This window comes from Enterococcus avium (assembly GCF_002891025.1).
Classification (GTDB): Bacteria; Bacillota; Bacilli; order Lactobacillales; family Enterococcaceae; genus Enterococcus_A; species Enterococcus_A avium.
In genome coordinates this window covers 2361379-2376617 of the sequence record NZ_NBSL01000002.1, presented here as the reverse complement: position 1 = coordinate 2376617, position 15239 = coordinate 2361379, and the positions used below count along the sequence as shown (strand labels likewise).

Below are 15239 nucleotides of genomic sequence, written 5' to 3'. Positions count from 1 at the left end.
TCTCCTGAGGTTTTCTTATGCTTGTGCAAAGACGATGAGATTGACTGTGTCAGTGATACAGGTTTGTAAAGTAATGCGTTCACCACCGCCTGCTGATGTGATTTGATCCCAGTTGTCTTGTCCAGAATGGATATCTCTGCCGCTGTCATCGACTTGAATGATACCATTCACTATATATGTCGTGGCGTTACCTAAGCTATCTGTAACTATAATTGGACTTCCCGCACTAAGTGAAAAAATTGAGGAAAAGACGCCTGGATTATGACCAATAAAATGAGTATTTTGGTTATCTGTGCCAGATTGTATCGGATTACCGCCCCAAGTCGCTGCAACGGAACCGCTGTTGATGATTCCTTGACCATTACCTTGACCAGCATTTTGATAAGGGATAGAAGTTCCTAAAAGTGCAATTTGATTTGGCTGCTGTACGGATTTTTGTTGAGGAGGAGCTTCATTTGTTGGTTTTGCCGCTTCAGGCGTGACTTGTAATGTTTCTTGTGCAATTTCGACGGGTTCTTGTTGAATGGGCTCTTGAGACTTTTCTTCTGATCGTGATGGTTCGATTGGGGCGCTTGTTACTGAAGATTGAGTGGCTGAGCTTTTGGCTGTTTCTTGTGTCGTTTCTTTTGAAGAGGAGGCAGGTGTTTGATTTGGTTGAGCTTCTTTTTCAACCTGCGGCTTTTGAACGCTTTTTTCTTCTTCAATGATAATCAGAACAGTTCTTTTGTCGTAATCTTGTTTGTTTTTTGCAGATAAGGTTAAAGCGTAGCGACCAGGTTTGCTTGTGTTAATATTCGTGTAATTTAGTTTAACAGGATGATGGTCATCACCAACCGCTTTGTAGTACTGGTTGGGATTGAATGAGTCATTCGCATTGATCGTAACTTTGTCTTCGCCATAAATCCTTACTTGACGCTCATGTGTCACTTTCCTTGATTGAGACTGAGCATCGGAAATAGTAGAAAAAATGATCAGACTGGCTAGAAAGAAAAGACATACAATAACATCTGAAAAAATGAATCGTTTTCTCATTGATGAATTCATGGAAAACACCCCTTTTCCTGATTTGCTTAAATGATAAAGCATGGCTTGATAATAAGAAATAAAAATAACATAATATTTAGACCTGATTGTTATTTGTGGATTTTAGTTAAATAAATATCAATATTTTTCCGTTTTCAAAAGGTTATTTTATGATATAATGACCAAAGAATGTTATAATCCAAAAACTTAAAAATGCATATTCGATTTGAAGAATAGTGACAATTGACTGAGGAGGGTACTTTTGTGCGGAGATTACTTAAAAATACAACACAACGACGTTTAGCCATTATCGGTGTATTAAGAGATTTGATTGGCTGGCAGAATCCGGAAATGATTGCTGATTTGTTGGAATGTTCGGTAAAAACGATTTTGTCCGATGTAGACGCGATCAATAATCTTTGGGGTGAGCACGTTGGGATAGAGTATTCCCGAACAAATGGATTAAGATTAAACGATGCCCTTCACAATAAAACACGTCAGCTAGCTAGAAATTTGATGAATGAATCTGAGGCATTAATATTTTTAGAACGGCTCTTTTTTCAGCCAAATGAGGATATGGACTACTGGATCAATGCCCTTTATATCAGTGAGGCAACCTTCTATCGTATGATTAAGCAACTTGATAGAGTTTTAAATGAAAGAGGATTAGTCCTTGAACGTAGACCGTTTCGGATTACTGCAAAAAATGAACGCTGGGTACGCGTCTTTTATGTACAATTATTTTTAGAAAAATATGGCGTCAATGAATGGCCCTTTGAGCTGGAGCGTAGTAAAATGATTCATTTCATTAAAACTGCCAATCAATCTTTTGATATTGCTTACAATGATCGTGAAATTCTGGAAAGCAGTTATTTACTGGCAATTATTGTCGTACGAACTTCGCAAGGATTTCAGCTGACAAGAGGTGAGAAGTATGATTTGAAACCAGCATTGATTCATCAAATTTTGACCTTACGTCCAGAGGCGGATCGAATCGTTCAAAATACCAATTATACAGTGACAGATCACTGGTATTATGATGTGGCGAATAGTCTATTTTGCCCTTGCTTTATCACACGCTTTGATCCGAACTGTCAGATCACGTTGAATTATTTAGAGAATTTTTTAGGTGAATTGGAGCAGGTATACGATTTGCCGCTATCAGATAAAGGTCGGAAAAACCTTTTGCAAAAATTACTACAGATCCAAACTACCTATCAAGTATGGCCGTATCCAAAATCAATCTTGTTTGATTCGGCGGCGTACTTTTCACGAAATGCAAAGGTGCAGTATCCGCATTTTACAAAGTATGTCCATCAACTATTGCTACGAATAGAACGAAAGACGGGGGAACCTTGGTTCAGTCAATTTTATTTTTCGGTGGTACAAGTATTGTTTAAGGAATGGGAAGGACTTGCTCATTCACTGGATGAACATGCCGCTAAGGTGAAAATTTTTGTTGTGAGTGATTCGGGGGTAAGCCACGCGAAAATGATTGCTGAACTGATTCAAAGTCGTTTTTATTATCGGGTAGTGATTGAAACTCATGAGGGCTCAGCATTGGATTTTGAACATGATGAAAGCTTCATGGAGTATGATTTGGTTATTGCGAATTATCCGATCAAAAATTATTCCTATAGTAATTTAAAGATTGTAGATGATTTTTTGACTGAAAGTGATCTGACTTCGATTGGTTCTTATGTAAAAGAAATACGTTAGAAGGCTCTAGTTGGGTCTTCTTTTTTGTACCTAAAGAAATGCGATTGCTTTACTAAAGGTAATGGATTGCCCAGAAAAAATTGTGGATCAGGCTCAGAAAGAGGCACGCTATTTCGATGAGCAGCGGACTTGGCCAATCGTTGGTAGTGATGAGGTGTAGATAGTTTCGTTTTGAGGAAAGAATCATCCTAAGCTCGGGATGGTTCTTTTTTATGAAAAGTAGATGAATTTATTAGAACTTTTGAACAAAAATCTCTATACTAGAATAAGCAATTATTAATGAAAGGACGTGAATGCATGTTAAAAAAATTACTGGCAAATGTCGGTGAATATAAGAAGCAAAGCCTGCAGACACCTTTATTTACGATGGGGGAAGTCTTGATGGATGTGATCATGCCCTTGATTATGGCAGGTCTGATTGATAACGGAATAGAAAAAAGTGATACAAATGCGATTTTGCGTTATGGAGGCTTGCTCTTTTTATGTGCCTTGTTTGCATTAGCGATGGGGACGTTAGGTGGTCGGACAGCTGCGATCGCTTCAGCGGGATTTGCGAAGAATTTACGCCATAATTTATTTGAGCGAATCCAAGGTTTTTCTTTTTCTAACATTGATCGTTTTTCGAGTTCGAGTTTAATTACTCGTTTGACGACGGATACAACAAATGTTCAGAACGCGTATCAAATGGTGATTCGAATATTAGTTCGTTCGCCGCTGATCTTGATTTTTTCTTTAGTAATGACGTTTCATATTAATCGGGAGCTATCAATGATTTATTTAGTGATTGTGCCGATCATGATTATTGGTTTAGGCCTGATCATTCGTTTTGCTCATCCGTTGTTTGAAAAAGTTTTTCGGACATATGATCGTTTGAATAACGTTGTTCATGAAAATCTGCAAGGGATTCGAGTGGTTAAGTCCTATGTTCGTGAGGAATACGAAGAAGAAAAGTTCAGTCGTGTTTCACAAATGGTATTTGATAATTTTACTAAGGCGCAACGAATCGTGGCCTTTAATATGCCGCTTTTACAAGTAGCAGTGTATACATGTATGTTACTGCTTTCGTGGTTGGGTGCCGAATTGATTGTGAATAAAGGGAATCTGTCTACTGGTGAATTAGTCAGCATGTTCAATTACACGATGCAGATTTTGATGAGCTTAATGATGATGTCTATGACCTTTGTCCAATTAATGATCGCTCGTACCTCTGCCGAACGTATCACTGAAGTCTTGAATGAAGAAAGTGACCTGAAGAATGGGGAAAATCCACTGATGGAAATTCCAGATGGTTCAGTAGAATTCAAGAATGTTTGCTTCAGCTACAAGGATGACATGGATAAACTCGTTTTAGAAAACATTGATTTAAGGATCGCTTCTGGTGAAGTAATCGGGATTGTCGGTGGAACTGGTAGTTCCAAGTCCAGTCTAGTGCAGCTGATTCCACGATTATATGATGTGACCCATGGGCAGATCAAAGTTGGCGGTCATGATGTGCGGAGCTATGACTTGGAAACTTTACGGGATCAGGTGGGGATGGTTCTGCAAAACAATGTGTTGTTCAGTGGAACAATCACTGATAATTTGCGCTGGGGTAACGCTAATGCGACGGAAGAGGAAGTCATTCACGCAGCAAAGATCGCTCAAGCCGATTCCTTTATCCAAGAGTTTCCTAATAAATATGACACGATGATTTCTGAAGGCGGAAATAATGTTTCTGGTGGACAAAAGCAACGTTTGACCATTGCTCGTGCATTGTTGAAGAAGCCGAAGATTTTGATCTTGGATGATTCTACCAGCGCGGTAGATACAAAAACAGATCGTGCAATTCGTGAAGGCCTAGCAAAGGAAATTCCTGGAACGACCACCTTCATCATTTCCCAACGGGTCAGCTCAATTCAGGATGCCGATCGAATTATTGTCTTAGATGACGGAAAAATCAATGGAATCGGGACCCATGATGAATTGCTGGCGAACAATGTCATCTATCAAGAAGTCTTTGATTCTCAACAGAAAGGATTTGGGGAACATGATGAATAGAGGAACCGCAGCCAAATCCAGACCCACCAAAACCATCAAGCGCTTGCTGAAGATCATGGCAAAAGAACATAAAGCTCAATTAATCATTGTCTTTTTTATGATTCTGATCAGCGCCTTTGCCAATGTACGAGGTTCGCTGTTCTTACAGGTCGTGATCGATGATTATATCACTCCGCTGATTGGTCAAAGCAATCCGAATTTTACAGGATTGTTAAAGGCAATCATGACTATGGCCTTAATCTATGTAATCGGGATTGCTGGTACCTTGTCTTACAACTTGATCATGGTAAAAGTATCTGAAGGTACCCAGAAAAAAATTCGCGATCAGATGTTTACTCATTTAGAAACATTGCCGTTACGTTATTTTGATTCAAATGCCGATGGTGATATCATGAGTCATTTTACCAATGACACAGATACTTTGCGGCAAATGATTTCACAGAGTATTCCTAACCTGATGATGGCTTTAGTTACTTTTGTTTCTGTGTTTATCGCCATGTTTTCATTAAGTGTTCCCTTGACCTGCTTTGTGATTGTCTCAGTCTCTTTGATGTTTGTGATGCTGCGTTTTATCACCAATCGCAGTGGCCGTTATTTTGGTGAGCAGCAGCGTTCACTTGGTAAGGTCAACGGCTATATCGAAGAGATGATGCACGGCCAAAAAGTCGTGAAGGTTTTCAACCATGAAGAGACAGCGATAAAGGAATTTGATGTAATCAATGATCAATTACAGGAAAGTGCCACGAAGGCCAATGCGACTGCGAATACCTTGATGCCGATTATGATGAATCTTTTGAACATCCAATATGTGCTTGTAGCAATTATTGGCGGTTTATTCGCAGTTTACGGTGTTTCAGCATTGACTGTCGGGATGATTGCTTCCTTCTTGCAACTGAGTCGTTCACTCAACGGCCCGATTAGTCAAATTTCTCAACAAATTAATTTTGTAATTATGGCTCTGGCAGGGGCTGACCGAATCTTCCAATTATTAGATGAAGAATCAGAAGTCGATGATGGCTATGTGACACTGGTAAACGTAAAGGAAGTTCAGGGTGAATTGATCGAGACGAAAGAACGGACTGGAATCTGGGCTTGGAAACATCCTCATGAGGATGGAACGACTTCTTATGTTCGTTTAACCGGCGATGTCCGTTTTGAGGATGTTAATTTTGGCTATAATGACGATCAGCTTGTACTGCATGATATCAATCTATATGCAGAGCCGGGACAAAAAGTCGCTTTTGTGGGTGCGACGGGTGCTGGTAAGACAACCATTACGAATCTGATCAATCGTTTCTATGATATTCAAGAAGGTAAGATTCGTTATGATGGTGTCAACGTTAAAAAAATCAAAAAGAATTCTTTGCGTTCTTCTTTGGGAATCGTTTTGCAGGATACCCACTTGTTTACTGGAACAGTCAAAGAAAATATTCGTTACGGTAATTTAAGTGCGACAGATGAAGAAGTTTATCAAGCGGCAAAATTATCAAATGCGGATACTTTCATCCAACATTTACCAGAGAAATACGACACGGTGATTACTGGTGACGGTGAGGGTCTATCGCAAGGGCAGCGGCAATTGCTGGCCATCGCTCGAGCGGCGATCGCTGATCCACCGGTGATGATTATGGATGAGGCGACGTCTAGTATTGATACTCGGACAGAAAGCATTGTTCAGTCAGGGATGGATCGCTTGATGGAAGGTCGGACGGTGTTTGTAATCGCTCATCGATTATCCACGATTCAAAACTCTGATGTCATTATGGTAATGGATCATGGCCGGATCATTGAGCGTGGAGATCATGAAAGTCTATTAGCTGAAGGCGGCATGTATTATCAATTGTATACCGGGAAAGTCGAATTAGATTAATCCTACAGACGTGTCTTGCATAAAGCGAGATACGTCTTTTTTATTGGGGGCCTCTTTGTCCCTAGAAAAGAAATACTTGAAATGATTTAGTTGGAACAATTGAAAGATAATCGTTACAATGAACTAAAGATTTCGAGAAAGGAAGTGCTGCTATGTCCATGACGGTTTTACGATTGGATGTATCCGATTTATCGGAGGTCAAGGAATTGATTAAAAAAGTATTCATGAGGTTTGAGGCTCCAGAGTATTCTGATGAAGGTGTGGCACATTTTATGACGTACTTGGACGAGGAGCTGGAAAAGGAAATCGTAATCGAACAGCTACAGCTTTGGGGTACAAAGATCGATCAGCAGCTTGTCGGGGTTCTAGCGATTCGTTCGGGTAAGCATGTGGCGTTGCTCTTTGTTGACGAAGCCTATCATTGTCAAGGAATCGCCAAGAAAATGTATCAAGCGATGCTGACAGAACTTTCGCCGAAACAATTGACCGTAAATTCTTCCCCTTATGCAGTGCCAGCTTATAAGCGGTTAGGCTTTCAACTTAACGGTGAGGAGGAGACGGTCTCAGGGATTCGTTTTCAACCAATGATTTTTATTAGAGAGACTAACTATATAGAGTCAAGTAAAAATTAGCCAAATCAAAAAATATTTTATAACAGATAATTCCGAAAAAAGGGTACAACAAATAAGCTTCTTACCATTAGTTTTTTTGAATGTTCAATAGCTAATCAGAAACAATTATATAAGGCTCGTTTTTAGTCAAAATAGCATGAATCACGTAACAAAGCTTACGAGAAACCGCACCTAAGGCAGTTAGATGATGTTTTCCTTCGGAAACTTTTTTCTGGTAAAACGCACTAAAAACAGGATCACATTGAGAAGCTACTAAAGCCGCCGAAAACAAGGCTTTTCGCAAATATGGAGACCCTCGTTTACTCATAACATTATGCGTTGCCTCATATTGCCCTGATTGTGTCACGGAAGCGTCTATCCCAGCGTAAGCAACGAGTTTTTTCGGGTTAGAAAATTTTTGAATATCTCCGATCTCACCAAGAATAGTCGCACCGTTTATAGGACCAATTCCAGGAATTGTGAGAATAACAGAATTTAAAGTGTCCATTATGTGCTTGATTTCTCTTTCCGTTTCCTTTATTTGGCTTTCAATGAATTTTAATTGTTCAATCATTGAACGTAGTTGGAAGGTGAACGCTTCTTGAGCAAATTTTACTCCAAAGGAGTTAGAAGCTGCTTGCTTCAATTGGTCCGCTTTTTCTGCCTTGATTCGGTTCCTGCTTAACTCAGCTAAGTATTGGGCCAAAGTTTCTGAGGAAATGTTTTCTAAGTCGATCGGGGCACTAAACGCCAGCAATAACTCTTTAGAAGCTTTTCCGAAAACGCCCTGCTTGGTAAAAATCGTCGCGTATTCTGGAAAGACTTGATCCAATACGGCTATAATTTTTCTTTTGAAGTCGCTCGCTGTACCTACTAAATAAGTTCGGTAACGAGAAAGTTGTTTCAAAGAAAAAACATTTTCATCGGATAAGACCGTTTCGACAAATGAGCCATAGCGCATTAAGTCAGCAATCAAAACAGAATCAATAATATCGTTTTTTCGTTTCCGTATTTCTGTACCTTTACGCCATCCGTCTGTTTGAAGGGGATTCACAACGTGAATCAAATAATCTGATTCGTGAAGGTATGAAAAGATGGACAGCCAATAGTGCCCCGTGGCTTCCATCCCTATAACAAAGTCACTGGGTGCTCCGGAATAGTCGACCATTCGCTCAATTAATGACTCTGCTCCTTCAGTGGTGTTAGGAAATGAAAAACCTTTTAGTAATACCTTTCCTTCCTCGTTCATGATAGAAGCAACGTGAGTGCGTTTACCGATATCAATGCCTAAAAAGTACATGTATATCTGACCTTTCAAAAAAAGAATTTTGGATTGAAATCCACTCAACTGAAAAGCGTCACTACCTTGTACGAGATACGGAGTAAAGTAAGGACTTTCAACATCTAACTCATACGCAATCCACTTATCAGAGAGAGGAGCCAGTCTCTCGAGTGCGGGTTCAATGACCCAAGGGGGGAACGGCTTAGCCTCTCAATCCAATAAATATATTATCTCAAAAGAAATGAGTTAATACCAAATTAAAATAACGATGGTTCATAGGGTTATCCAATCAAAACCGGAAGGTTAAAACCCTAACTCTAATATACAAGGATGTATAGAGATGAAACGTTTTGCAATGAAGGATTATGGAAAAGCAAAAGAGGTATTGATCGAAATCGAGGCACAATCGCGTCCGATGGATGAAACGCATGTTCGAGTGGAATTAGCGGCTTTCGCAATTAACCCATATGATGTGGCGCTGAGACAAGGAGCTATGCGTGATTTTCGGACGTTGAAGTTTCCTTACGTTTTAGGAAATGATGGTGCGGGGGTTGTAACTGAGGTTGGCGGTGAAGTCAGTCATATTAAAGTTGGCGATGAAGTAATCGTTCATGCAGTCGGAGGCACCTATGGTGAAGAAGTGGTTGTGCCTGGGGGAAAGGTCGTGAAAAAGCCAAATTCTATGTCCTGGGAAGTTGCGGCAGGCGCTGTAACTCCTTGGTTGACTGCTTATAACTTAGTGACTCATTTATTGGGTGACAAAATTGGTGAGACGGTGATGGTGCAGGGGGCTTCTGGTGCTGTGGGGTCATTGCTGGTTCAATTTTTAAAGGAGCAGGGAAAGACGGTCCTCACTTCTGCCTCTAAACGAAATGAAGCGATGGTCCGCAGTTTAGGTGCTGACGATTTCGCTGCCTATGATGATACGGATGCCGGAGAAGTTTTTGCAGATCGGGCCGATACGGTGATCGATGCAACAAAAGGCGGACGAGCAGGTGAAGCAGGCATGAAAATCATGAAAACCGGCGGTAATTTCGTGGCATTGAATGAGCTGCCTAGTGAACAAAAGAAAATTGGGAATTATTTAGCTTTTGGACCATCTAAAGAGTATTCTGACCACGAGGCATTAACAGTATTCACAGAGCTGTCTGATAAAATCCAGTTGAAAATTATAGAAGTGCTGCCGTTTGCCTTAGCAAGTGTTGTTTCTGCTCATGAAAAGCTGGAGGGGCATCCATCAGCTGGCAAAATTATTATAAAAAAGGTGGATTAGTATGGATCAGCAGAAGTGGTTATTAGTAAAAGCAAATTTCGATGGAACAGAGGATTTAGCAGATGGGTATTACCGTTTGAGAGAAGTTGATGGTGGCTATCAATTGGCATATTTGGTGGCTGGACCTTGTGGTGATAAAAATCCGCATCCCGAGATTACATTGCGGCAAGAAGGAAATCAGGTTCGACCAATTCGATTGCGAGATACAGAGACGTCCCCAATTTTGAACCTATCAGAAAAAGAAGATGCCACTACGATCGAGGAACTGACAGATCAGCTTTTAAATCGCTTTATCAGGATCAAGAAACTTAGTATTTAAGCATTTCTTTAGCAATTCCTAGTTGAAAAGGGATACAATTATGACAAATTGTAAGGAATGTCAAAAAAGGTGATTTCAGAGACTAACTAGAATTGAAATTAGCCGAAATTCCATGCTACATTAGTTCAGCGAGAAAAAATAGTAGGTGAAATCAATGAAAGTTATTCAATCTCTTAAACACACATGGAGTCTGTTCATATTAGATTGGCGTCGTATTTTCAAAAATCCGATCGCCATTTTTCTGATGGCTGCATTAGTCGTCATCCCATCTCTTTACGCTTGGTTTAATATCAAAGCTTTGTGGGATCCTTATTCTAACACTGGGGAATTGCCGATTGCGGTCTACAGTGCCGATACCGGAGCAAAATTCCAAGACAAGGACGTCGAAATCGGGGACGAGGTTATCAAGAACCTGCACGAGAATAAACAGCTCGGCTGGCGTTTCGTTGACTCGAAGAAACAAGTTGTCGAGGGTGTTAAGTCAGGTAAATACTACGCAGGAATCTACTTACCAAAAGAATTTTCAAAGGATTTATTGAGTTTCACTTCTGGAGATATTCAAAAACCGAAAATCGAATATTATTTGAACCAGAAAATCAATGCGATCGCGCCCAAAATCACTGATAAAGGTGCCGGTTCAATACAAACAGAGATCAGCCAAGAATTCATTAAGACAGCTAGTTCAACCTTGCTGAAGGTTTTTAACGAGATCGGCTACGACATTGATGCGAACCTCGTTAGTATTAACAAGGTCAAAAATTTAATTTTGACGACCAACGACAATTTAGGCGAGATTGACAAGTACACGCAAGAAGTTGTCGAAGTGCAAGGTAAACTGCCGGAGCTGAAAGAAAAATTAGCGAAGGCGAACGAAATCGAAACCTATGTACCGCAAGTCGATGAGCTAGGACAGAAATTGATCGTCTTGAATCAAAAAATGCCTGAAATCAAACGACAAGCCAGTGTCATCTTAACGTTGCAACAGAAAATTCCAGAAATCCAACAAGCTGGAAATCAGTTGGCACAAGTTGATAATGATTTTGCTGAAATTGAAAAAACCATGAATGATGGGATTAACGAAGCAAAACAAGGCTTGAATATCATTCATCAAGTTCAAACGATTTTACCGGATATTCAAAAGTTGGGGAATCAAGCAGATGACTTTGCTACAACGACCAAAAATGGTGCAGAACAATTGAAATCAGCTGTACCAAGTATTTCCAGCAGTGTGCAAGTGACGTTGCAGGCGATTGGACAGGTGGCTACAACTACTCAAGCAATTACAAGTGATTTATCTGCCCTGTTAGATAAAGAAGAGTTAACGCCAGATGAAAAGGCTCATATTGCTTCGATCATTAACGACTTCCAAAATAATTTATCAGAGCAGCAAACAGCTATCGACAAACTTAACCAGTTCTTAGCTGATTTGAAGAAGACTGCTGATGATAATGGTAATACTGAAGTCAGTCAAAATTTGGCAACCATTATGAGTCGATTAGATAATCTAAAAAATGCTATTGGTGATATAAGCACTCGTTTTGGACATCTAAATGATATAGTTCAAAACGGTACTACAGATCAAGCAAAAGACTATTTAAACGAGATCAATAGTGCTGCTGTAAACGTAGCGAATGTGGTAAACAGCATCAACGCTGAACAAATCGGTCAAACAGTCAGCACGATCCTTGATAAGCTAATCAATACAATTACTACAGCGCAAGGTGTCTTGAATCAAGCTCAGCAAATTGATTTTGCGTCATTATTGAATTCGACGGAAGGCACCGTCAGCAATGCGATTGCCTTTTTAGAAAAATATCAAAAGCAAATGCCGGCGATTGGTCAAGAAGTTCATGATGCGAACGTTCTATTGAACGGTCATATGAATGATATTGTCAATGGAATAAATACAGGTGCAGACCTCTACAACAATGAACTCCCTATAGTAGAACAAAAATTAGGTTTGGCCGCAAACTTTATGCAAAATGACTGGCCTGGTGTGAAAAAAGATTTGACTAGCAGCTTGAAGCTGGCAAATGATAAAATGCCAGAGGTTGAACGGGCGTTGAATCTTGCAACGGATCTGATCAAAAATGATTATCCAACCTTGCGAGCAGGGATTCAAAAAGCAGCAAATGCTATCCAACAAGGCGATCAGACGATTGACTTCGGTCAGGTCTTGAAATTATTGAAGCTGGATGCCCAAAAGGAAAGTGACTTCTTCACGACTCCGGTAGATTTACAGACGAATACAATGTACCCAATCGCCAATAACGGTTCAGCTAGTACACCATTCTACACGGCTTTGTGTTTGTGGGTCGGTGCGGTACTATTCTCTAGTGTTACTACCACTGAGTTTTTCTTAGACAAAAAAGATCGCGGCAAATACACGAAACGTGAACAATTTGGTGCTCGGATGTTAACTTATTTAGTTGTAAGTGTCGGACAGGCCCTGATTGTTACATTAGGAAATATGTTTTTGTTAGGCGTTTATGTGAAGAATCCAGTGTATAGTGTCCTCTTTGCTGTTTTAGTTGCTCTAGCCTTCATGATGATTGTGTACGTGTTGGTTGCGCTCTTTGGAACAGTCGGGAAAGGAATTGCGATTATTATTCTCGTGCTCTCCATTTCCGGCGGGGGCGGAAACTATCCGATCCAAGTATCCGGGAAGTTCTTTCAAGCGGTCAATCCATGGCTGCCATTCACCCATGCTGTCAATTTATTGCGTGAGAGTGCTGGCGGAATCTATTGGCCAAATGCGTCAGGCGATATCATAATCATGATTGTTTTGTTTGTGGTATTCGGTACATTAGGTACGTGGGCATATCCACTCTTGCAGCCACATTTGACGAAGTTGACAAAAGTGGCTCATGAAAGTAAAATATTCCACTAAAAAACAACAGGTAAGACAACAGCGTATTGCTGTTGTTTTACCTGTTTTCGTGTTTTACTAAATGTATGAAAAGTCATTGAAAAAAACATTGACTTTTAGATTAAGGACGAGTAATATTTCGCTTGTTTGCTTTTTTTTAGAAGACTTTTATTGATAGAAATAATAATTTGCGGCGTAAAAACAAACATATTTTTCTGTAAAGTAAATGAGTACATTATTTGGAACAAGGAGTGAGTCTAATGGATTATCTTAAACGCTTGCTGGTTGGTCGACCATTGAAGTCGTCTGAAAATGATGATCAAAACTTATCACGTTTCGCAGCTTTAGCGATGCTTTCATCAGATGCGTTATCTTCTGTTGCGTATGGGACAGAACAGATCGTCGTCGTTTTGGTAACCTTGTCAGCAGCAGCGATTTGGTATTCATTACCAATTGCATTTGTAGTATTAATTTTATTGGCTTCATTGATTTTATCTTATCGTCAAATTATTCATGCTTATCCTCATGGTGGAGGCGCTTATGTCGTTAGTAGTGAGAATTTGGGGAAGAATGCCGGCTTGATTGCTGGGGGCTCGCTTCTGGTGGATTATATGTTAACTGTTGCTGTATCTGTTTCAGCTGGTGCTGAAGCTATCGCCTCTGCGATTCCTGCTTTGTATCATCATCGCGTCCTGATTTCTGTCATTATTGTTTTATTATTGATGCTGATGAATTTGCGTGGTTTACGTGAGAGTGCGGGGTTACTGATGGTACCCGTCTACAGCTTTATTGCGGTGATAACGGTGTTGATCCTAGTGGGATTAGTAAAAATTGTTTCCGGAGCAGCACCGCTTCATTCCACCGCTCAAGTCGGAGCAATTGTTCCAGGAATCTCGGTGGCGTTATTGCTACGAGCTTTCTCTTCAGGTTCCTCTTCATTAACTGGTGTGGAAGCGATTAGTAATGCGGTGCCATTCTTTAAAAAACCGCGTGCCAAAAATGCAGCAGGGACATTGGCCATGATGGGCTTGATCCTAGGCTTCTTCTTTACTGGCATCACATTTTTGAACTATTGGTTTGGCATTGTTCCTACTGCTGAAGTGACAGTCTTATCCCAAGTGGGTGAAGCTGTTTTTGGCAAGGGGATCATGTATTATGTATTGCAATTTGTTACAGCCCTAATTTTAGCTGTGGCAGCCAATACGGGTTTCTCAGCATTTCCTGTTTTGGCCTACAATTTAGCGAAGGATAAATTTCTCCCGCATCGCTACCAAGATCGCGGGGATCGCCTAGGCTACTCAAACGGAATCATTACGTTAGCATTAGGGTCAATCATCTTGTTATTAATTTTTCAAGGTTCAACGGAGCGCTTAATTCCCTTGTATTCAGTCGGAGTATTCATTCCGTTTACCTTATCGCAAACTGGGATGGTTCTGAAATGGCGCAAAGAAGGCCAACATTGGTTTAGAAAATCGATTGCGAATATGATTGGTGCTTTGATTTCCTTTGCGATCGTCTTGATTTTATTTGTTTATCGTTTGCCGGATATTTGGCCTTTCTTCATTATTATGCCAATCCTGATCTATGCCTTCTATAAAGTACATGAGCATTATAAAAATGTGGCGGAACAATTACGTTTGGTTGATGATGTGGAATTACATGAGTATGCAGGCAATACAGTGATCGTACTTGTAGGGAATGTGACGCAGGTCAATATTGGTGCGATTAATTATGCTCGTTCGATTGGTGATTACGTGATTGCGATGCACGTTTCATTGGAGGAAAATGAAGAGAAAGAGCGCGAGATTCGCCATGAGTTTCGTGAGAAGTTCCCAGATGTTCGCTTCTCAGTTGTTCGCTCACCGTATCGATCAATTGTGAATCCAGTCAGTCGCTATGTTGACCGAGTAAGTAAAAATGCGAAGGAACATAATTATACGACAACTGTTTTGATTCCAGAGTTTGTTCCAAACAGAACCTGGAAACGTTCGTTGCATAATCAAACAGCGTTGCGTTTGCGTTTCCGGCTGTCCTATCGCGACGATATTATCATTAGTACGTACAACTATCATTTGAAGAAATAATTTCAAGAGTGTGCCGATATTAGGTACACTCTTGTTTATTTTAAAAAAGTTCAAAAAATAGAAAGGATAAAACGTATTCATCTTTTTTTTTGAGCAAAAAGGGTTGATTTTAGTTCTTATTAGAGGTAATATCAAACAGCATTAATTACTAA

10 protein-coding genes are annotated in these 15239 nt (G+C 40.1%); 8 read left to right on the top strand and 2 right to left on the bottom strand.

Annotation, left to right across the window (positions count from 1 at the left end; genetic code table 11):
- Window positions 1-15: 15 nt before the first annotated feature.
- Entirely contained in the window at window positions 16-1044 is a 1029-nt protein-coding gene (locus AUF14_RS11885; RefSeq protein WP_049221835.1) for a sortase domain-containing protein, read from the bottom strand.
- A gap of 243 nt (window positions 1045-1287) precedes the next feature.
- Between AUF14_RS11885 and AUF14_RS11880 the strand changes: the two genes are divergently transcribed.
- The 4 genes from AUF14_RS11880 (at window position 1288) to AUF14_RS11865 (ending at window position 7281) form a co-directional block, all read left to right on the top strand.
- Complete coding sequence (locus AUF14_RS11880; protein ID WP_102866063.1) at window positions 1288-2742, top strand: helix-turn-helix domain-containing protein; 1455 nt, start codon at window positions 1288-1290, stop codon at window positions 2740-2742.
- Between the two features lie 297 nt (window positions 2743-3039).
- Complete coding sequence (locus AUF14_RS11875; protein ID WP_049221831.1) at window positions 3040-4779, top strand: ABC transporter ATP-binding protein; 1740 nt, start codon at window positions 3040-3042, stop codon at window positions 4777-4779.
- The gene (locus tag AUF14_RS11870; RefSeq protein WP_016179528.1) at window positions 4769-6649 is read left to right on the top strand and encodes an ABC transporter ATP-binding protein; all 1881 of its coding nucleotides are present in this window, start codon (window positions 4769-4771) and stop codon (window positions 6647-6649) included. The genes AUF14_RS11875 and AUF14_RS11870 overlap by 11 nt, the downstream gene beginning before the upstream one ends.
- A 152-nt stretch (window positions 6650-6801) precedes the next feature.
- Window positions 6802-7281 carry a GNAT family N-acetyltransferase gene (locus AUF14_RS11865; protein WP_102866062.1) on the top strand — a complete coding sequence of 160 codons (480 nt, stop codon included), beginning with the start codon at window positions 6802-6804 and terminating at the stop codon, window positions 7279-7281.
- A gap of 91 nt (window positions 7282-7372) precedes the next feature.
- Here the strand turns inward: AUF14_RS11865 and AUF14_RS11860 are convergent, their stop codons facing one another.
- Entirely contained in the window at window positions 7373-8560 is a 1188-nt protein-coding gene (locus AUF14_RS11860) for an IS110 family RNA-guided transposase (protein WP_002297293.1), read from the bottom strand.
- Between the two features lie 322 nt (window positions 8561-8882).
- On the opposite strand from AUF14_RS11860, the gene AUF14_RS11855 reads away from it, so the two are divergent.
- From AUF14_RS11855 to AUF14_RS11840, 4 genes are all read left to right on the top strand, one after another.
- Complete coding sequence (locus AUF14_RS11855) at window positions 8883-9815, top strand: NADP-dependent oxidoreductase (RefSeq protein WP_049221827.1); 933 nt, start codon at window positions 8883-8885, stop codon at window positions 9813-9815.
- Window position 9816: 1 nt separating this feature from the next.
- Window positions 9817-10134, top strand: coding sequence for a hypothetical protein (locus AUF14_RS11850; protein ID WP_102866061.1), 318 nt, complete (start codon window positions 9817-9819; stop codon window positions 10132-10134).
- A gap of 154 nt (window positions 10135-10288) precedes the next feature.
- The gene (locus tag AUF14_RS11845) at window positions 10289-13024 is read left to right on the top strand and encodes a YhgE/Pip domain-containing protein (protein ID WP_053089566.1); all 2736 of its coding nucleotides are present in this window, start codon (window positions 10289-10291) and stop codon (window positions 13022-13024) included.
- A gap of 239 nt (window positions 13025-13263) precedes the next feature.
- On the top strand, window positions 13264-15087 hold the full coding sequence (locus tag AUF14_RS11840) for an APC family permease (protein WP_049221823.1): 1824 nt from the start codon (window positions 13264-13266) through the stop codon (window positions 15085-15087).
- Window positions 15088-15239 lie beyond the last annotated feature (152 nt).